The sequence below is a fragment of the Arsukibacterium perlucidum DSM 18276 genome, from assembly GCF_000382165.1.
Lineage (GTDB): Bacteria > Pseudomonadota > Gammaproteobacteria > Enterobacterales > Alteromonadaceae > Alishewanella > Alishewanella perlucidum.
In genome coordinates this window covers 15,508-35,917 of record NZ_KB907717.1, presented here as the reverse complement: position 1 = coordinate 35,917, position 20,410 = coordinate 15,508, and the positions used below count along the sequence as shown (strand labels likewise).

Annotated in this window: 15 protein-coding genes; 8 read left to right on the top strand and 7 right to left on the bottom strand. The window is 50.2% G+C overall.

Features of this window, described 5'->3' with window-relative positions:
- Positions 1 to 28 precede the first annotated feature (28 nt).
- Positions 29 to 280, top strand: a complete 252-nt coding sequence (locus H141_RS0112760; protein ID WP_033425529.1) for an EF-hand domain-containing protein — start codon at positions 29 to 31, stop codon at positions 278 to 280.
- Here the strand turns inward: H141_RS0112760 and H141_RS0112755 are convergent.
- Complete coding sequence (locus H141_RS0112755) at positions 225 to 845, bottom strand: dienelactone hydrolase family protein (RefSeq protein ID WP_019676666.1); 621 nt, start codon at positions 843 to 845, stop codon at positions 225 to 227. The genes H141_RS0112760 and H141_RS0112755 overlap by 56 nt on opposite strands.
- Positions 846 to 858: 13 nt before the next feature.
- A complete protein-coding gene (locus H141_RS0112750; RefSeq protein WP_019676665.1) occupies positions 859 to 1,638 on the bottom strand; it encodes a MipA/OmpV family protein in 780 nt (259 codons plus the stop codon).
- Positions 1,639 to 1,941: 303 nt separating this feature from the next.
- On the opposite strand from H141_RS0112750, the gene putA reads away from it, so the two are divergent.
- The gene (gene putA / locus H141_RS0112740) at positions 1,942 to 5,748 is read left to right on the top strand and encodes a bifunctional proline dehydrogenase/L-glutamate gamma-semialdehyde dehydrogenase PutA (RefSeq protein WP_019676663.1); all 3,807 of its coding nucleotides are present in this window, start codon (positions 1,942 to 1,944) and stop codon (positions 5,746 to 5,748) included.
- 227 nt (positions 5,749 to 5,975) lie between these two features.
- Here the strand turns inward: putA and H141_RS0112735 are convergent, their stop codons facing one another.
- The gene (locus tag H141_RS0112735) at positions 5,976 to 8,033 is read right to left on the bottom strand and encodes a spermidine synthase (RefSeq protein WP_019676662.1); all 2,058 of its coding nucleotides are present in this window, start codon (positions 8,031 to 8,033) and stop codon (positions 5,976 to 5,978) included.
- 181 nt (positions 8,034 to 8,214) lie between these two features.
- Here H141_RS0112735 and H141_RS0112730 point away from each other — a divergent pair, with 181 nt between their 5' ends.
- Positions 8,215 to 9,642 carry a YfcC family protein gene (locus H141_RS0112730; protein ID WP_026349438.1) on the top strand — a complete coding sequence of 476 codons (1,428 nt, stop codon included), beginning with the start codon at positions 8,215 to 8,217 and terminating at the stop codon, positions 9,640 to 9,642.
- Positions 9,643 to 9,661: 19 nt separating this feature from the next.
- On the opposite strand, the gene H141_RS21465 is transcribed toward H141_RS0112730, so the two are convergent.
- The gene (locus H141_RS21465; protein WP_157610910.1) at positions 9,662 to 9,874 is read right to left on the bottom strand and encodes a hypothetical protein; all 213 of its coding nucleotides are present in this window, start codon (positions 9,872 to 9,874) and stop codon (positions 9,662 to 9,664) included.
- Between the two features lie 61 nt (positions 9,875 to 9,935).
- Here H141_RS21465 and H141_RS0112720 point away from each other — a divergent pair, with 61 nt between their 5' ends.
- The 5 genes from H141_RS0112720 to H141_RS0112700 are packed head-to-tail and all read left to right on the top strand — an operon-like array spanning position 9,936 to position 17,565.
- Complete coding sequence (locus H141_RS0112720; RefSeq protein WP_157610908.1) at positions 9,936 to 10,367, top strand: CAP domain-containing protein; 432 nt, start codon at positions 9,936 to 9,938, stop codon at positions 10,365 to 10,367.
- Between the two features lie 14 nt (positions 10,368 to 10,381).
- Complete coding sequence (gene aceK / locus H141_RS0112715) at positions 10,382 to 12,172, top strand: bifunctional isocitrate dehydrogenase kinase/phosphatase (protein ID WP_019676658.1); 1,791 nt, start codon at positions 10,382 to 10,384, stop codon at positions 12,170 to 12,172.
- Between the two features lie 3 nt (positions 12,173 to 12,175).
- On the top strand, positions 12,176 to 13,690 hold the full coding sequence (locus H141_RS0112710) for a bifunctional ADP-dependent NAD(P)H-hydrate dehydratase/NAD(P)H-hydrate epimerase (RefSeq protein WP_019676657.1): 1,515 nt from the start codon (positions 12,176 to 12,178) through the stop codon (positions 13,688 to 13,690).
- A 59-nt stretch (positions 13,691 to 13,749) separates the two neighbouring features.
- Complete coding sequence (locus H141_RS0112705; protein ID WP_169337178.1) at positions 13,750 to 17,082, top strand: sensor histidine kinase; 3,333 nt, start codon at positions 13,750 to 13,752, stop codon at positions 17,080 to 17,082.
- Positions 17,083 to 17,109: 27 nt separating this feature from the next.
- Positions 17,110 to 17,565 (top strand): YaiI/YqxD family protein, encoded by a 456-nt coding sequence (locus tag H141_RS0112700; RefSeq protein WP_019676655.1) that lies wholly within the window; start codon positions 17,110 to 17,112, stop codon positions 17,563 to 17,565.
- Positions 17,566 to 17,574: 9 nt separating this feature from the next.
- On the opposite strand, the gene H141_RS0112695 is transcribed toward H141_RS0112700, so the two are convergent.
- The 3 genes from H141_RS0112695 to H141_RS0112685 are packed head-to-tail and all read right to left on the bottom strand — an operon-like array spanning position 17,575 to position 20,330.
- Positions 17,575 to 18,495, bottom strand: coding sequence for a pseudouridine synthase (locus tag H141_RS0112695; protein ID WP_026349437.1), 921 nt, complete (start codon positions 18,493 to 18,495; stop codon positions 17,575 to 17,577).
- Between the two features lie 27 nt (positions 18,496 to 18,522).
- Entirely contained in the window at positions 18,523 to 19,290 is a 768-nt protein-coding gene (locus H141_RS0112690; RefSeq protein WP_019676653.1) for an alpha/beta fold hydrolase, read from the bottom strand.
- Positions 19,278 to 20,330 carry a M14 family zinc carboxypeptidase gene (locus tag H141_RS0112685; RefSeq protein ID WP_051090406.1) on the bottom strand — a complete coding sequence of 351 codons (1,053 nt, stop codon included), beginning with the start codon at positions 20,328 to 20,330 and terminating at the stop codon, positions 19,278 to 19,280. The genes H141_RS0112690 and H141_RS0112685 overlap by 13 nt, the downstream gene beginning before the upstream one ends.
- Between the last annotated feature and the right edge of the window lie 80 nt (positions 20,331 to 20,410).

Below are 20,410 nucleotides of genomic sequence, written 5' to 3'. Positions count from 1 at the left end.
GGGCCAGAGTTTATTAATTAACAAGGCAATGCAAGTGAGTACAGAAACCTTAACCGAACAGCGAATAGCGGAAATAAAAAACGATTTCGAGTTTTTTGACCGTGATGGCAATGGCCAGATTGATATTGCTGAATTTATTGAGCTACTGACCGTGCTGGCACCGAAAACCAAAGCCAGCCATGTTGAAGAAGGCTTTAAGCTTATCGACAAAAATAATGATGGTTTTATCGATTTTGCTGAATTTCTGGAGTGGTGGCAGCAGTGTTGGTGGGAGTATTAAGCAACAGCAAGCCCACTCTGTCTTTTAAAGTATTCAGATAATGCTGATAGCCTGCTTCGCTAAAAGCCTCTGAAGAAGGGTTCATAAAGCCGTGTTTGTAAGGGGTTTTCACCGCGCTGACTGTCGGTTTATCTGATAACAGCTGTAGCATGCTATCGACCTCAAAATGCGGCTCACTGGCCCCAAATATTATCGTCGTCGGTATATCAGGTGTCAGTTGCAGATGCTGATAAATTTGCCCCGGATAAAACAACACAGCTTGTTTCACGTTGGCCGCAGCCGATGAAGATAACGCCCGCCACAGGGCGCTGGCACCGGCGCTAAAACCAATCGCTAACTCAACCGGTTGCTGGATGGCACTGACAACCTGGCTGACATAACGATCATGACCGCAACTTTGGCAATACGTTGCATAGGCCTGCTGCTCATTGCTAAAACTCTGAGGTTGCTGCTGGTAAGGATCGATAAGGGTTATGGTGTATTCACCGGCTAAATCCTGCGACAAGCGCTCGACCCCGCTGCAGAGTCCAAAAATGTCGGTAATAATTGTAATATGTCTGGGCATTACCACTCCGGGATTAAAAAAACCGCGACCATGACAAGAATGCCGAGACACCAGTATCACGATCGGTTAACGGGCTATCGCTGATACTGTCGTCGTACCAATGGTGTTCAATACCGAGCCGCGTCATGCCGCCAAAAAAAACAGGGGTGCTTAACGATATACCGGCATTATAGTTTACGGCAGAGCCCGCGCGGTAGGCTGAGCGACTGGCAGTGGCTTCCTCGAGCCGCACGCCATAGTAGTAGTCGACCAACTTGCTGTCTGAATGGCTTACGCCTACCTTAGGTTCGAGCTGCACCGGGCCAAAACGCAAGCCATAACCCACAGCTAGCTTAGCCTCCTGCCCCTTTGAATTACCCAGTAAATCGTGCAGGGTTTCAGCTTCAACCAGCCAACCTTGTTTACGCCATTGCACCCCAAAACCACCATCGAGCGAATTTTTGCGCTTCGCCATACCAGCAAAAACATTGCTGTCAGACTCATCAAAACCGGCGAACCTAGGTGCTAGTTTGGCACTGAAACTAAAATTACCCTGCTGCAACAACTGATAACTGACAAAAGGACCATAAACCGACAGTTTTTCGCCGCGGTAACCAATCAAAGGCAGTGGAATAGTGCGACGTTTATAACCGTGGTAAATTTCCTGATTAACGCCGATACCAACCCCGTACAGAAAACCCTGCGGTGGTTGTTGGGAATTGGCTTGCTGACCTTGCTGAGCCAGCACCGAACAACTTAGCAATAAGCCGCTGCCAAGCGCAATTGTGGTGAAATATTGACGAAAATTATGCATTTGCAAACCTTAGAGTCTTTGTTTACCTGAACTTGCAGCCTATAACACTGTCAGGCTTATTACTGTAGTCTGTTGTAATCCGATCAGTCCGCAAGCCATAGCCAACGCTGGCCGGCTGGCATTTTGACAGAAACGGCAGCATTTTATATGGCTAAATTGCAGTTGCGCCCTGTAAACTAGGGGAAAATGCCGCAATTAAGCCAGCACATTCTGCTACATTTTGATTAGTATGCACGCTTGCTTGCGTACCACCTCATCGGCTAGTGCACTTAGGGTCAGCCTCCATTTTGTTAAGGGTTAATTATGTTATTTACTGGTGATTTAACTACCGAATGTCCAATCAGACAGAAAATCCGTGACTACTACCGGATAGATGAAAATCAGATTATTGACATGTTATTACCGCTGGCCGAAGTGGGAGTGAAAGCGCGAAGCCGGGCATGGGAGCGAGCGCGGCAAATTGTGTTGAATATCCGCAAAGATCAGGATGGCCAGGGTGGCGTGGATGCACTGCTGAATGAATTTTCGCTGTCCAGCGAAGAAGGCGTGGTACTGATGTGCCTGGCCGAAGCGCTGCTCAGAGTGCCGGATAAGAAAACCCAGGATGTGCTTATTCGCGACAAGCTGGCCAAAGGTGACTGGAGCTCGCATTTAGGCAGCAGCGAATCTCTGTTTGTAAATGCTTCATCCTGGGGCCTGTTAGTTACCGGTAAAATGGTTAACTACTCTGATCAAAGCAAAGCTGAGCAGTTCGGTATTCTGAAAAAAACCCTGGGCCGTCTCGGCGAACCGGTGATCCGTAAATCGGTTAATTTTGCCATGAAGATTATGGGCAAGCAGTTTGTGATGGGCACCACAATTGATGATGCCATTGAACGCGCCGCTGACACCGAGAAAAAAGGCTATGTGTACTCATACGATATGCTGGGCGAAGGCGCCCGCACCATGGCCGATGCCGATCGCTACTACCAGAGCTATTTAACCGCTATTCATGCCATTGGTAAGGCCGCCAAAGGCCGTGGCCCAATTAAAAGCCCGGGTATTTCCGTTAAATTGTCTGCTATTCACCCGCGTTATGAGTTCAGCCACCGTGAACGGGTAATGACCGAATTACTGCCCAAGTTAAAAGAGTTAGTTCTGGTAGCCAAAAAATATGATATTGGTTTCACCGTTGATGCCGAAGAAGCTGACCGGCTGGATATCTCACTGGATATTATTGAAGCCATTTTCAGCGACCCGGATTTAGGCGACTGGACCGGTTTTGGTCTGGCCGTGCAGGCGTATCAAAAGCGCGCCATTTTTGTGATTGAATGGCTGACTCAGCTGGCCCGCAAAGTTGGCCGCCAGCTTATGGTGCGGCTGGTTAAAGGCGCCTACTGGGATACCGAGCTCAAAACCACCCAGCAAGATGGCCTGGACCACTACCCGGTTTTTACCCGCAAAGCCTCGACCGACGTATCTTACAAAGCTTGTGCTATTAAAATGCTGGAAGCACGCGATGTATTGTACCCGCAGTTTGCCACGCATAACGCTTACACTGCAGCGACTATTTTAGAAGTTGCCAAAGGCGATAACACCGGCTTTGAATTCCAGCGCCTGCACGGTATGGGCGAGTCGCTGTTTGATCAGATTGTTACTGAAGAGAAAATTCAGTGCCGGGTATATGCACCGGTTGGCGAGCACGAAAACCTACTGGCCTATTTAGTGCGCCGGCTGCTGGAAAACGGCGCAAACTCCTCTTTTGTAAATGCTATTGTCGATACTACCAAACCGGTGGAAACCTTGCTGCCAGATCCGGTAGAAACGCTGCAGGGCCTGCGCAACAAATATAATACCCAGATTAAAATGCCGATAGATTTATACGGTGCAGAACGGGCGAACTCCCGCGGGATGGATTTAACTGACATTAATAGTCTGATGCCGTTTAAAGCTAACCTCGACCGCTGGTTTGAAGAGCATTTAACCAGTGAAGATAAACTGCCTGAAGGTGCTGTTGCCGTTAAAAACCCGGCTAATCATCAGGAGATTATTGGCCATGTCACTATGCACAACACCGAGCAGATGCAGCAGTTGCTTAGTAATGCCGATGAAGCCTTCACTAGCTGGTCACAAACCCCGATTGCTCAGCGCGCTAATCTGCTGAGACGGATTGCCGATATTTTAGAACGTCACCACGACGAGCTGGTGGCAATTTGTATTAAAGAAGCCGGTAAAGTTGCCCAGGACGGCATCGATGAAGTGCGTGAAGCAGTCGATTTCTGCCGTTACTACGCCGCCCGCGCCGAAGAGCTGGCTAAAGACGAGCGCTTTGAGCCACGTGGGGTAATTTTATGTATCAGCCCATGGAATTTCCCATTGGCTATCTTCCTGGGCCAGGTCGCTGCCGCTATTGTTACCGGCAATACCGTTATCGCCAAACCAGCCGAACAAACCAGCTTAATTGCCCTGCGTACCATCGAGCTGATGCACATTGTCGGTTTACCTGAGCACGTGGTGCAGGCCGTTATCGCCCGAGGCAGTGACGTGGGTAAAACCATAGTGCCTGACTCACGCATTCAGGCGGTGATGTTTACCGGATCAACCGACACCGGCACCCTGATTGCCCAGACCCTGGCTAACCGTAATGATATTCAGGTACCGCTGATTGCCGAAACCGGTGGCCAGAATTGCATGATTGTTGACTCAACCGCCCTGCCCGAGCAGGTGGTAGATGATGTAATAAGCTCCGGTTTCCAAAGTGCCGGCCAGCGCTGTTCAGCCTTGCGAGTACTGTTTATTCAGGAAGACGTGGCAGATGGCATTATTACTATGCTAAAAGGCGCGCTGGAAGAAATGCACGTTGGCGATCCGGCGCTGTTAAGCACCGACATTGGTCCGGTTATTGATGCCAAAGCGCTGAAAAACCTGGAAGAGCATGTAGAGTATCTGCAAGACAAAGCCACCCTGCATTACCAGTGCGGCATACCGGATAACAGTAAGAACGGTGCTTACTTCTTTGCGCCGCGCCTGTACGAAATTAAAGACTTATCGGTACTAAAGCGCGAAGTGTTTGGCCCTTGTGTCCATATTATCCGCTTTAACGCCAAAGATCTGGACAAGGTTATCGATCAAATTAATGGCACAGGCTATGGTTTAACAATGGGTATCCACTCGCGGATTGAAGAACGCTGTGAATATCTGGCCAGAATGTCGCGCGCCGGCAACGTTTACGTTAACCGCAATATGATTGGTGCTATTGTTGGTGTCCAGCCATTTGGTGGCCGTGGCCTGTCTGGTACCGGCCCTAAAGCGGGTGGCCCGAACTATCTGCTGCGCCTGGTAAAAGAACAAGCCTCACCTGAAAACGTGCAGATGACCAACCTGACCCCGGACGAGCTGGATTTACACCACAGCGCCGATGCCGACGCCCAGGTACAGCAGCTGATGGAAAACTCCCTGCGGGATGAGAAAAAATGGCGCAACACCAAACTGAATGACCGGGTGTCAGTGGTCCGGCAGTTACTGGCAAAAATTGCCACCGTTGATATTATTGATGAACTGGCAGACGATTTAGGCTCTACCCTGTCGGATGCCCGCGCCCAGCTGAACCGGCTGGAAAAACATATGCGTAAAGCTATCGTGTTACCAGGTCCTACGGGCGAGTCAAACACCCTGCACTATGAACCACGAGGCTGTGTGGTGTGCTACGCCGATAAGAGCACTTCGTTTAATTTCTGGACGCTGTCGATTATCACCGCCCTGGCCGCAGGTAACACGGTAATTACCGTGGCGTCAGAGCTGTTTTATGAAGAAGCCCAGGCGTTTCGCGATAAGTTTATAGCCACCGGCGTTGCCAAAGGCGTATTCCAGGTAGCCCGGCCGGATCAGTTGCAGGCCATTCTGGCCCACCCGCATTTAGCTGGTGCGGTGGTAGCAGCGCGCTCATCACGCCTTGGCTACTTCAGCCAGCAACTGGCTAAGCGTCAGGGAGCAATACTGCCGGTAATCAGCGCCGAGTACTACGACACGTTGATTAAACGGTTAATCACCGAGAAAACCATCAGTATTGATACCACGGCCTCGGGCGGTAATACCTCGCTGATGACCATGGTGGAAGACGACGAGTCATAGAAAAGATCCTGTCCCTGATATGAACTCAAGGGGCATGGTAGCTGGTGTGCTTACGTAACAGCAGCATGGATGCTGCGCAGGCTGAAGAGGCACAGGGATGTGCTCCTTGAAGCCGGTGAAGTAAGTATTTCCAGCTACCCTGCCCTTGCACCAGCCCCCTGCCTTTAAAAGTCCTGCTGTTAATTCATCTACACTATTACTACAACCAGACTATTACTACACCCAGCTTACTTCAATACCTGCAATAAATTGCTGCGCTGATCTGTCCAGCTAACGTCGCGGTTAAGCGCCGACGGCCACGGACTTAACGCCTGCTGGATAATTGGCTGATGCACAAAACGCTGATTACCGGTTATTAACACCCATTCTGCTGCCGGGTTGGTGCCTTCAGCTTTGCTTGCAATAAAATAGGCTTCAAGGCCCAGACTAGCCGCCTGGTTACGCAGCAAGCTGGTTAAATCCAGGTAATTATTTGAAACATGCACCGCCAGCACACCATCACTTTGCAAATGCTGCCAGTACAGCTGCATTGCTTCAGTGGTAAGCAGGTGCTGTGGAATACTGTCGCTGCTAAAGGCATCCAGCACCAGCACGTCAAACTGGCTACTGCCCTGTTGCTGCAGCTGGGCCATTAATGTCAGCCTGGCATCACCCGGTACAATGTCCACGGCAGCAGCGCTGTCACTCAGATAGCTGAAATACTCAGTCGCCACTTTAATTACTGCCGGATTCAGCTCATAAAACAACATGCTGTCGCCCGGGTTGCCATATACCGCCAAGGCCCCGGCACCCAACCCTACCAGGCCGAAATGTCTTTGCTGCAACTGATTAATATTGCGGGTTATTGCCGACGGCAAAAAATGCTGCATCGCTAATGCTGCACCAGTGCCCGACCGGTAATAACTTTGCGCCTGGCCGGAAAGTGGCGACTCAAGATACTGCGCACCATGGCTGGTGGTACCGTCTATCAGCTGGCGCTGGCGCTGCTCAGCAATCACCAGATCACGCACTACCAGGCTGCCGTAAAAATTACGTTCGCTATACACATTATGCTGGCCTAACTGCCATTCCAGGCCTAACACGCTTAAGCCAAATAACAGGCCGCCGCTTAACCATAAGCCTTGCTGCCAGCGGGGTTTACCGCCTCTGTCAGGCCACTGCAGCAACAGATAAATCGCCAGCAGTACCAGTAAAAACTCCCAGTGCTGGCTAAACAGCATCGGTGCCAACAGGTTAACCACAACACTGCCCAGCACACCACCGGCTGCCAGTAACAGATAAAAACCGGTTAAATACTGTGGCTCAGGTTTTAAGCGGGCTAATTCACCATGACACAACATACAGCCGCTAAACAAGATGGTCAGATACAACAACAGCTGTGAGATCAGGTCAAACTGCCGGCCCAGATAAAACAGCAACAAGCCAAACACCATACTGAGACAAAAAACATATAGCCAGAGTCCACGCTGATACCAGGCTGGTTTGTTAAATACCACAATATAGCTGACTAAATATAAGCATAGTGGCAATACCCATAAAAACGGCACCGGCGGCACATTCTGGGTAATTTGCTGGGTAACGGCCAACAGCAACACCACGCCACAGGCCGACAGCCCCAGCCAGCGCAGGGCATAACGTTTATTCAGGCGGGCACTTACCGCGCGAATAGCCGGCGATAGCTGGCCCAGCTCGCGCCACATCAACAGCAAACAGCATAGGGTAAACAGCACAAAGCCCAATACCCAGTACTGGCGTTGCTGGCCCAGGCTAAATAACGGCTCCAGCAAAAACGGATAAACCAGTAAGCCGCCCAGCGAGCCTAAATTAGACAGCGCATACAGCCGGTAGGGCGATCGAAACGGAAAACGGCCGGCAAACCAGTGTTGCAGTAACGGCCCGGTGGCCGACAGCAGTAAGTATGGCAAACCTACGGTCAAGCTTAACAACAATAAAATAGCAGCCAGCGGCGAGGCCAGTACGTCAGGCTGAATATTGGCTCGCCACAGTAACGGCAAACTAGCCAGCGCCATTAACAGCAAACTGCTGTGCACCCAACGCTGTGACTTGGGCGCCAGATAACGACTTAGCAAATGGGCGTAGCCATAGCCTGCCAGCAACAGGCTTTGAAAAAACAACATGCAGGCAGTCCAGACGGCAGCACCACCGCCGAAATACGGCAGCAACTGTTTGGCCAGCATCGGCTGCACCAGAAAGAGTAAGGCGGCACTTAATAAAATTGTCAGCGCAAACAAGGCCAAGGCAGGCTCCACAATCAGCAATAGCATCTAAAGGCGCCAAGCCTATACAAAGGGCGGCCTGCAGGCAAGTAGCACAGTAAGCAAGTACACAAAAGTCAGATTTGTGATGCAGCCGCGCTTGGGGTAGACTCCAGTGCTTTTAATCAGAATAACGCTGCGTAAACCGCACATTTGTTAATCAAGGTCTTATTTATGGGAATGTTAAGCCATGGGCAAATTTAAAGTACCTCATACCCTCACCCTGCTATTTTCAATGATGGTGTTGGCAATGATCGCCACCTGGATAGTGCCGCAGGGTTCATTTGAAATGCAAACGCTGGAGTCTGGCCGCCAGGCGGTGGTGCCAGGTACTTTCACTCTGGCTGAAGATAAAAATTATATGACGCCGTGGCAGTTACTGACTGCGATACCTCGCGCTTTTGCCAGCGCCCAGGATGTTATTTTCTTTGTGATGATTTTAGGCGGCGTATTATCTATCGCCCGTGCTACCGGCACGGTAGATGCGTTAATCGGCCGGATGTTGGAACGTTTCGGTGATAAACCACAAATTCTGATTTTTATGGTGGTGTTCTGCTTTGCCATGGCCTCCAGTTTTATTGGTACCGCTGGCGAATATATTCCCTTTGTATTAATTCTGGTGGCGCTTTGTAAAGCAATGCGGCTTGACGCCATGACGGCAGTTGGCATGACAATCGCGGGCTATGGTATTGGCTATGGTATCTCTGCAGTTAACCCCTTTACCGTGTTAATTGCTCAGCAAATTGCTGAAATCCCACCGATGTCTGGTAACTGGTTACGATTTGCTATTTTTTTACCCTTTGTGTTAATTGGTTTTCATCATGTCTGGAGCTATGCCAAAAAAGTGCTGGCGGATCCTGCCAATTCTATGGTGGCTGACTTACCCTGCCCACTGGGTGACAGCAAGGCGGTCGATTATCCGAAGCTGGCTTTAAAACATAAACTGATCTTAGCCAGCTTTGTTGCCACTATCGGCTTAGTAGCTTATGGCATAAAAGCACATGGTTGGTACCTGTATGAGTTGAGTGCATGTTTTATTGCCTGGGGCCTGTTAACCATTGTTATCAGCCGGCTTGAAGCTGATATTGCGGCCAAAAAGTTTATTGATGGCGCCATGGAGTTGACCACTACTGCTATTTTAATCGGGGTAGCGCGGGGCATTTCGCTGGTCATGGAAGATGGCCAGATTTTGCATTCCCTGGTGCATGGTATGTCGCTGCCATTATCTTATGTCGGAGCTGAAGTTGCTGTTGTAGGCATGCTGATTATTCAAACCTTGCTGAATTTCTTTATTCCGTCAGGCAGTGGCCAGGCCTTTGTTACTATGCCATTAATGGTGCCGCTGGCCGACTTGCTGGAAATTCCGCGTCAGGTGGCAGTGCTGGCATACCAGTTTGGTGATGGTTTTTCTAATATGATTATTCCGACTAACGCCATTTTAATGGGCATTATCGGTATCGCCGGGGTGCCATATGGCCACTGGGTTCGCTTTTGTCTGCCGTTGATGGCTAAGCTAATGTTGGCCGCATCGCTGGTGCTGGTGCTGGCAGTGTTTTTTGGTTATGGCAACGATGTCCAGCCAACGCTGACTCAAAACAGCACCACAGCCGTTAACTAACCTAAGGTTCAAGCAGGTATCAGTTGATATCTGCTTGAACCTTGACAACAATTGCCTCTAAGCCTAACGTAAAGTTAACTTTATCTTTCAGGCTAATTATCTTGCTGATTTTCATAGTGATGTTGATGCTTTTTTCAGCATCAGCATTTGCCGCCCCAAGCCCTGCCGATACCAAGCCACCCCAGCTTAACAACAGCGGGAATGAGAGTATTGCAGGTAAGCCAAATACCATAACAGATTGTGGCCTTAATGAAGCCGCCCAGCAATTGGCGCTGCTGATAATCCAGGATCCTTTGCAGCAAAGAATCCAACTCAGCTGTCATCCATTGCTGGCGCAGGCTGCAGCAGACAAAGCCAAAGTCATGGCGCAAAAAGGGATCGTTAATCACTATGTCGGTGGCCTGGGCGCAAACCAGCGTTTAAGGATGCTAGGTTATCAACTACCGCCTTTCTACAGCGGTGCCATTGGCAATCAGGTCGAAGCCGTTGCTGGCGGTTTCAGTACGGCTGAAGAGGTCTGGGCCGCATTCAAAAGTTCAACAGCTCATCGCAGCCACTTACTTGGCGAACTGCCATTTTATCAGCAACAACTTCATATAGGAGTTGGCTTTCACTACCAATGGTCAAGCCCTCATGTCGAATACTGGACGGTATATATCGCCAGAGAAGCAGTGGCTGAGGATGCCCATGTAACGTGCTATGATATTGGCTGCATACCACCATAACAAGAATTATACCTATGGCCGGCGCCCAGCAGATTGCTGAAATTATTTTAAAAGGATTTCGTAAACACTTCAGGCTGTTTCAGCAGGTCACTGCGCGCGCCAGACATCGCTTTGAACAGGCAGACTGGCTCGCTTACCAGCAGGACAGCTCTGAACGGATCCAGTTTTACGATATGCGGGTAAATGAAACAATTGCCGAACTGCGCCAGCAATTACCCGCAGAGTGCCTGAACGAACCGCTGTGGCAACAGGTGAAACAGCAGTACTTACAGTATTTGTTGTTTCACCCTCAAGCAGAACTGGCAGAAACTTTTTATAATTCAGTGTTCTGCCGCTTATTTGCCCGTAAGTATTACCATAACCAGAATATATTTGTTGAATCGACCCTTAACCTGCAGCATTTACCTGCGCCTATATCATCGGTATACCAGAGTTACTTTCCGGCGCAGGATGGCCTGAAACAAAGCATCCGGCAAATTGTCGCCGACTTTGCTTTCAGCACGCCTTTTATCAATCTGGAGCGGGATATCCGCTACATAGTAAAAAGCTTTATCGCCCAGTCGCCGCATGGCCGCTACCCGGTTTATCAAATCCGGTTCGACATGCTTAAATCGGTTTTTTTTCGGAATAAAGCCGCTTATATCGTCGGCCGGGTGGTCACCCCCGATGGCCAACAACCTTTTATTATTCCGCTGTTGCACCAACAAGGCGCCGGCTTATACCTCGATACCCTGCTGACCGATCCGCAGCACATGAGTATTATTTTTGGCTTTTCCCGGGCCTATTTTATGGTGCAGTGCCCGGTACCGTCGGCGCTGGTTCATTTCTTACGCGAGCTACTACCGCATAAAACCCTGGCCGAGTTGTATGCCAGTATTGGCCTGCATAAACAGGGCAAAACCGAATTTTACCGCGAGCTGCTAACCCATTTAACCAAAAGCAATGATCAGTTTGTGGCCGCGCCCGGTATTCGCGGCATGGTAATGATGGTGTTTACCCTGCCCTCATTTCCTTATGTGTTTAAAGTTATTCGCGACAAATTTGCGCCGAGCAAAGAATTTGACCGGACCACCGTCAAAGCGCGTTATCTGCTGGTAAAAAAGCATGACCGGGTAGGCAGAATGGCCGACACCCTGGAATATTCTGATGTTGCCTTACCGAAAAACCGCTTTACCGCTGAACTGTTACAAGAGCTTACTGAAACCATTGGTCAGTCGCTGCAGGTTGATGATGAGCTGGTTGTCATAAAACATTTATATATTGAGCGGCGGATGGTGCCACTTAATATTTATCTGGAGCAAGCCAGTGACGACGAAAAAGCCATGATTATGCACGACTATGGCAATGCTATTAAAGAAATGATTGCTGCTAATATTTTCCCCGGCGATATGCTGTTGAAAAACTTTGGGGTAACCCGGCATAAGCGGGTGGTGTTTTACGACTACGACGAGGTGCAGTATTTGCTGGATGTAAATTTCCGCTCTTTTGCCAAAACCGATAATTTTGAAGACGCTATTAATGCTGAAGCAAACTGCTGTGCCGCACCGGGCGATGTTTTCCCGGAGCAAATAGCTACTTTTGTTACCCCACAACCGCAAATCCGTCAATTACTGTTCAGTAGGCACCCTGAACTATTGGACGCAGGCTACTGGCGGGCTAAGCAGCAGGCCATCAGACAGGGGGTTGTCGAAGATATTTTCCCCTATCCCGACAACCTGCGTTTCTGTCTGCGCTATGCTAACTATGATATTAGTCCTGAAACTAACAACGAAAATCAGCATAAAGCAGCTAATGATAATGAGTAGCCAATGCCTAGCAATGCCACAACAACCGAGTTATATCCGGTAGATAGTCGCCAACAACAATCCTTATATCTGGCTGAGACTGTGCGCCAGCTGGAGCAACAGGCAATCACTAAACTTGGCAGCGACGGTGGTTTTCTTTTAATGCAACGGGCGGCGGGAGCCTTGCTCCAGTTGCTGCAGCAGCATTGGCCGGCACCGTGCAATATTCTGGTGTATGCAGGTAATGGCAATAATGGTGGCGATGGTTATTTACTGGCCGCCCTGGCCCGGGCCTGTGGCTACGAGGTGCGGCTATACCAGCATGGTGATCATGCTAAGCTTGGCAAAACAGCGCAATTGGCCGCAGCTGCCGCTGCCAAAGCCGGCGTTCCCCTGGTTGCTGAGTTTGCTGAAGCTGAATTACTGATTGACGCCCTGTTCGGCATTGGCCTGAACCGGCCGCTGGATCAAACCACTGCTGAGCTGATCCGCCATATTAACCAAAGCGGCAAGCCGGTATTGGCGGTAGATATCCCCAGCGGCCTTAGTGCTGATAGTGGCGTAGCTATGCCTGTAGCAGTAAAAGCCAGTTGCACTCTGAGCTTTATTGGCCTGAAAGCCGGTTTACTGATGCAAGACGGTCTGGACCATTGTGGCCAGCTCTGGTTAAGCTCGCTGCAACTGGCCGGCGAGCTTGCTGGCTTCGCAGCAGCCTGCCATAGTCTGGCCGCTTCTGATGTTGGCGGGCTGCTGCCAGTGCGCCGGGCTAACTGCCATAAAGGTCACTTTGGCCATGTGCTGGTAATAGGCGGTGACCATGGCTTTGGTGGTGCTGCAATTATGACAGCGCAGGCTGCAGTAAATTGCGGCGCCGGCCTGGTCAGTTTATACAGCCGCAGTGAGCATGCCAGCGCAATGTTAAGCCGCCAGCCGGAAGTCATGGTTAGCAGCAACGACTGTTGTCATCTGCTGCAAAAAGCCAGTGTTATTGCCATCGGTCCTGGTCTTGGCAAAGCAAGCTGGGGCCAGGCGTTAATGGCTCAGGCTCTGGCTACTGACAAACCCCTGTTACTGGATGCCGATGCCCTAAATTTTATTGCCAGCCTGCCTGATAGGCAGCAAGCCAGCCTAAAAAGGCAGAACTGGGTATTAACGCCGCACCCGGGCGAAGCAGCACGTTTGCTCAACTGCAGCAATAACGATATTCAGCAAAACCGGCTGGCTGCAATTGCGCAGTTGCAACAGCGTTTTGGCGGTGTCATTCTGCTAAAAGGCGCCGGCACCCTGATATGTGATCAGCAGGGCGAGGTAAGCTTGCTGGCAGCAGCGCATCCGGCACTGGCCAGCGGCGGTATGGGCGATGTACTGACGGGTATAATTGCTGCACTTCTAGCACAAGGCCTTAGCGGCCGCGATGCTTGTCAACTCGGGGCCTGGTTGCATTTAGATGCCGCAGCTGGCTTTGTCCGTCAACAGCAGCAGCCCTGGTTGGTTGCCACCGATTTAATACCGCAATTAAAACTACAGTTAATTAATTGATTTTCAATAAAAACAGTCGTAAATTTAACTCACTCCACTATTACTGTGAGTTGTTATCCTTGGCGTATCGTTTTCTGAAACAACTTGTTCTGCTCCTGCTTTGCAGCACAACTTGCCTGATACAGCTGGCAGTACCAGCAATAGCTGAGACGGACCCCGAGATTGCGGCTGCTTATTTCCCGCCCGCCAGTGAGTTTTTTGTCCGTATTACCGACCGGCAGCATATTCCCGATAATATTGTTACCAGACTGGCACAGGATAAATATGGCCGTTTATGGATTGGTAGTGCCGGCGGCTTGATCCGTTATGATGGTTATCGGTTCCGGCCTTATTTAAAATCCGATCAGCACCAGCAAAGCAGTAGCCAGCGTAAGGCGTCGATAGCCGGTAATTTTGTTCGTGATTTACTTCAGACCAGTGACGGTACCTTATGGCTTGCTACTGCACCAGGTGGTATTCAGCGCTATGAAAGTGCCAGCGATAATTTTTATCAACCGAAAATAACCGCGCCGGGGATTGCTGACGATTTTGGCTATCAGGTGCAAACAATTACTGAAGACAGTAAAGGCAATATCTGGCTGGCAGGCAATCAGGGGTTAGCCCTGTTAGATCAGAACAACCAGGTGTTGCAGTTTGTTCCGCCCCAGCCTGAACTTCAGGACGTAAGAGCCTTACTGGCTGATGAGCAGGGTAACTTATGGATAGGTAGCCGCAGTGGTTTATTTTTGTTGACGCCCGGTAGTGCCGGGCCACAACAGATTAAAAACTCTGACAAAGAGCTGGGCCAGGTGCTTACCCTAGCCAGGGTTGCAGATCAAATCTGGTTGGGTACTGACAGGTCGGGTGCTTTTGTCATTAATCCGAACCATAGTCTGACTGCTTTACCACAAAATTTAACTTCCGGGCGGGTATCTGGCCCGGTTTACGATATTCTGCAAATTAGTGATGATGAGGTATGGCTGGCAGGGTTTGCCGGGATAAACCGGCTGGCCGTCAGTGACAAACGCATGTTGGGTCATTATCAGTATGATATTTCCAATCCTTTCAGCCTGAAGCATCAGGATGTACGCACCCTGTTAAAAGACAGCGCCGGCAAAATTTGGTTGGGCGGCTATGGCGGCGGTTTACAGCGATTTGATGGTCAGGCCGGTTTTAGCACGCTGCGTCCCAGTCTGGCAGATAGCAACAGCCTCAGCAGCAGCGATATCAGTAGCATTCTTGAACTGGCAAATGGTCAGATCTGGTTGGGCAGCCGCGGCAGTGGTATCGATGTCATTGATCCGGCTCTGGGCATTATTGAGCGGCACCAACCGCAAGCTGATGTGCCGGGTAAATTACAGCATGGCTGGATAACAGCGATGACAGAACAGGCAGATGGTACCATCTGGCTGGGTGTCAATCCGGGCCAGCTATATCGTTTTCATCCGCAAACCGGCCAGTTTAGCTTGCTGGGTCCTGAACAGGGGATCTGGCGAACCAATGTCCGCAGCTTATTTGTCGATAGTCAACAGCGCCTTTGGCTTGGCAGCAGCACTGGTGTAGCCTTGTGGCAGGAACAGCAACAACGCTTTGTCAGGATCAAGCAGGACAATGGTGAACCGTTACAGGATTATATTAATGCGATAGTTGAAGACCAGTACCGCAATATCTGGCTGGGTACCGGTGCCAGCGGACTTTATCTGATTGAAGCTTCAGCAGAGGTGACACCTGCCGCTCAAGCAGTGCCGGCTGAGCAGATAACCAGCGTTAACGGGCTGCTTCATGATAGCCAAAACCGTCTGTGGCTTGATACACCTGTCGGCTTATACCAGATTAATTATCAGCAGTACCTGCAGCAAAGCACATCGCAGGCTCCAGTTGCTGATATCAGTTCGGCGCTGACTAAAGTGACCTTCAGCAACAGCAGCTTGAGTGAAGATTTTGGTGCCAATTTACTTGAAGATAACCAAGGCAATATCTGGACCGCTAAATTTCACTATAACCCAGGCAGTGGCCAGCTTTATCAGCTTACGCCGGCTGATGGCGTTGATATTGGTAGCCCCTGGTATCGCTCATACTATAAAACCCGCCAGGGTTTGCTGCTATTTGGTGGCACCAGCGGTTTACTGGTCATTAATCCTGCACAGTTCAGCCCCTGGCAGTATCAGCCAGAGGTGTTACTGTCAGAATTAAAGGTGCAGGGTCGTAGCCGGCAAATAGCACCAGACCAGCAAACATTAACCCTGAATGCTAATGAGCGCAGTTTTAGTGTTGAATTCAGCGCCATGGATTTATCTGCACCACAACAATTGCAATACCGTTACCGGCTGGAGGGCTTTGACCAGGACTGGCAATACTCTGACGCCAGCCAGCGTATTGCCAGCTATACCAACCTGTGGCCGGGTAAGTATAACCTGCAAATTCAGGCCACCAATCGCACCGGCCAATGGAGCGAAAAACAAACCGAGTTGCGACTGACAGTAATCCCTGCATTCTGGCAACAATGGTGGTTTGCATTATTGTTAGCACTAAGCCTGGTGCTGGCGGTTTATTTGTTGGTGAAAGTGCGAACCCGGGCAGCGCAGCGTCAGGCACGAGAGTTGGCGCGGTTGGTAGAAGAGCGCAGCCAACAGCTGAAACTGGCACAACAAAGTTTGCTGGAAAATGAAAAAATGGCGGCGCTGGGCCAAACAGTGGCTGGGGTGGCGCATGAGATAAACACGCCAGTGGGAGTCAGTATCACCGCCAGTAGTGCTCTGTCAGGAAAGTTAGCCGAACTAAAACAGCACTTTGACAATAAAACACTTAGCAGCAAAGCGTTTAGCCAGTTCATTACCGACAGCGAACAACACCTGCAGTTGATTAGCTTCAACCTGCAACGGGCAGCCGATTTAGTCACCCAGTTTAAACAACTGGCGGTAAATGAAACGGTGACTGATACAATAAGTGTTAAGCTTAAACCCTGGTTACAACACCTGGTAGCAAGGCTTAATCCGCCCAATGCTGCTATTAGCATAACTTTGCAATGCCCGGACAATCTGACATTACAATTACGTGCAAGCGCTCTTGCTACGGTGTTAACTCATTTATTGGAGAACGCCCTACTGCATGCGTTTGGGCCGGATGACAGTGGTGAAATTAGACTGGAGGTTCGAACCGGTAAGCAGCAGCTGCTGCTTAAAGTGTCCGATAACGGCAAGGGGATAGATGAAAGTGTCCGGGATAGTGTATTTAACCCTTTTGTTACCACCCGCCGGGCAAGTCAGAGTAAAGGGCTGGGCTTGCACCTGTGCTACAATCTGGTTACTCAGTTGCTCAACGGCAGTATTGAGATGAACACTGCTGCTGGTAAGGGCTCTGAGTTTACGCTGATTCTGCCAGTAACAGCTGATAAAAGCGTTAATAAACAATAAACCTGAACAATTTAAGTGAGTAACACAATGAAGATCTGGGTTGATGCAGATGCTTGTCCGGTCGTGATCAAAGATATTTTGTTCCGGGCTGCCGTAAAACGTCAAATCAACACCATTCTGGTAGCGAATCAGTTAATCCGGGTGCCAGCCTCGCCATTTCTCAGCAGCCTGCAGGTGGCGCATGGTTTTGATGAAGCCGACAATGAAATCGTCCGCCGCTGTCAGCCGGGCGATTTGGTGATTACTGCAGATATTCCGCTGGCAGCCGATGTATTAGCCAAAGGTGGCCGGGCACTTAACCCGCGTGGTGAATTATATAACACTGATACTATTAAACAAAAACTAACGATGCGTGACTTTATGGACACTCTGCGTGGCAGTGGCGTGCATACCGGCGGCCCACCGCCGTTAAATCAGAGCGATCGTCAGGCTTTTGCTAATCAACTGGATAAATTACTGCAACAGCAGCAACAAACCGGTTAACTGCGCAAATTACAAAGTAGCTGCTTGCCTACCAAGCCAGGCACTAAGTAACTGCTTACTACTGAAACATTGGGTTTGGCGGGTTAGTGGATCAGTAAAGCTAAGTTGCTTTGCCAGCAGCTGCAGCGGGGTTGCAAACTGCGGCGGCTGTTTCGGTTTTAATTCAGGATAGTAGTTGTCATGCAAAATAGGCATGCCCAGGCTTAACATATGCAGACGCAACTGATGGGTTTTACCAGTATGCGGCGTTAACTGAAATAAGCCCACATCATCTTGTTTGTTTAGCAGACTGATATCTGAAATCGCATTCACCTCACCCGCCACTATGGTATTAATAAAACGTGGGGAGCTTTTCTCAATCCGGTTTTCAATATGCCAGTGCTGCGGCATTGCTGCTTGTTGTGCGCCAGCGGTTAATCTGGCAACCGCCTGATATTGTTTTTGGATAACACCTTGGCTGAACAGCTGATAATAGGCGGGCCGGCTAACCGGGTTAATTGAAAACAACACCAGCCCGGCAGTGTCACGATCGAGCCGGTGCACCGGTACCATGTCGGTTATGCCGGTTTCAGCCTGCAAACGAGCCAGTAAGCACTCATTAACATACTCACCACCCGGGGTTACCGGCAAAAAGTGCGGTTTGTCCGCCACAATAATATGCTCATTCTGAAAAATAATACTGTGCGCCAACGGAATAACAGGCTCTGCTATTACTTCGCGGTAATAACACAGGCGTTTGCTCGGCGAAAACGGCGTTGCCGGGGTAACCGGCTCACCATTAAACCAGTGCACCTTACCTGCTGCCATGCGCTGACGCCACAATGCCTCGCTGATAAACGGAAACTGGCTGCATAAAAACTGCAGCACCGTGTTCCAGCCAGAGTTGTCAGCTGGCAGGGTAATTTCAGAGGCCTGGCGGGCAATCGACACAAAGTTTTCCAATACAAAAGTGTTAGATTAGCATAGCTGCGCTATGAATACCGCTATTTGCTCTGCTAACCAGTGGGGATCATCCAGGGCAATGTCGTGGCCGGCCCAGCTATGCTGGCAGTGGTTTGCCTGAAAATATTGCGCCAGTGCCAGCGAGCATGCGGGATTTACCAGCCTATCGCCTTTACTACTGATAATCAGCGCCGGACAGTCAGGTTTAGCTGTTAAACGGAACCGACTGGCGGCCAGTAATTGGCGCAGTGCGTTAGCCGCAGATACCGGCCGCTGCCGCTGCCAGGCTTGCCACTGGCTAACGATTTGTGGGTTTTGACAGGCGCGTGCTGTGGTTAGTTGCAGAATACGCTGCTCCCGCTGGCCAGCCGATAAAACTAGCAGAGCAGCCAGCGCCGGATAGTTCTGCCAGCGTAACCGTTGATAAAATGGCGCCAGCGACCTGGCACTGCTGTTAATCAAGGTAACGGATGCGACTTCAGCAGGATATGTCAGTGCCCAGTCTGCAGCTAACATACCACCTAACGATAGTGCTACCAGATGTACCTTACCGTTAAACGCAGGATGCTGTTGCAGTTGGTAACGAACAGACTGACGCAATGCGCTAATATTGCAGGGCGAGCGCTGTTGATATAGCTCACCGGTGCCGGCAAAGTCAAAGCTTAACAGAGGGTTAGCAAGCCTTTCAGCCAGCATTGGCCGGAACAGGCCCCAGTGGCGCTGCTCGCGGGTTAAACCGCGAAGCAGCAGTACCGGGGCCGGATCTGGTGTTATTGGTACCATAGCTTATTAGCTGCACTATTTAACTGGTCTCGATTGGCTAACGGTAACCAGTTTTGGTAGGACAAGGAAGCGTTGATTAAAAAATTAATCAGGATCAAGTGGCTGCGCAGCACCCGTTTTACCCGGTGCGGCTTAACCGGATGAAACATGCCAAGGCTGGATAACAACTGAAACGGATTTTTCCGCACCCAGTTCCACGAGCCCATTTCAAGAGTAAGCGGCAGCATAGTCGTGTGCTGCGCCAGCGCCTGGTCATACAGATAATCCCATAAATCGCCATGACACAAATAATGCTGTGATTGCGGTTCAAAAATATAATTCTGATGCGGATAAGTCTGCAAAAACAACTGGCGCAACCGGTATATTTCAGCCAGATGCGCAATAGGCTGCCGGGCACTTTTAGCGTACGGAAACCAGATGCGGTCAGTGCGGCCAAAGCCTGAATGACAATCTAACACCAGCGAAAACGGCCTGTGCAACAATTCGCGGCTAATAAAATCTACTAACGCCTGACTTTCGGTTTCCATGTGATCCGGCTGGCCACGATGCCAGGGTATAGTCCGGCTGAATCGATGGCCACCGACCATCCAGGCCGCGCCCTCTTCGCACTCAACTGGCGCATTTCTCATCAAATCAACGCTGTTGTCATTAGAGCGCCAGCCATTCGCCATACCAGCGGGGTTAAGCAGCGGGATAAAATAAATACAGCAATGTTCCAGAGTATGCTGCAAACAGCTGTCCCACGGTAATCGTTCCAACAGTGTTTGCAGATATGCCAGCACCACCTGAGTGCCAATGCGTTCCAGGCCATGCACGCCGCCTACCAGCACCACTGCCGGCAATGCCGGATCAGGGTTGCCCAGCGACAACGCATATAACGGTAATTGCTCAGCCATATGTGGCACTGTTGCCAGTATTTCCGTGCGAAGCGCCTGTGGTGCGCTGGCAATCAGCTGCTGTAATTGTGCCAGCTCAGGTAGCATATCCTGCAGTTGCAACCAAACCTCGTAAAAACACCAATAACATTGATGAAACAGCATATCTGATGTCTGGCGCGTAAACATGGCAGTTTTATGAAGATTTGTGCAACCAACTCCTGAAGAATCAGCGCGCAGCCATT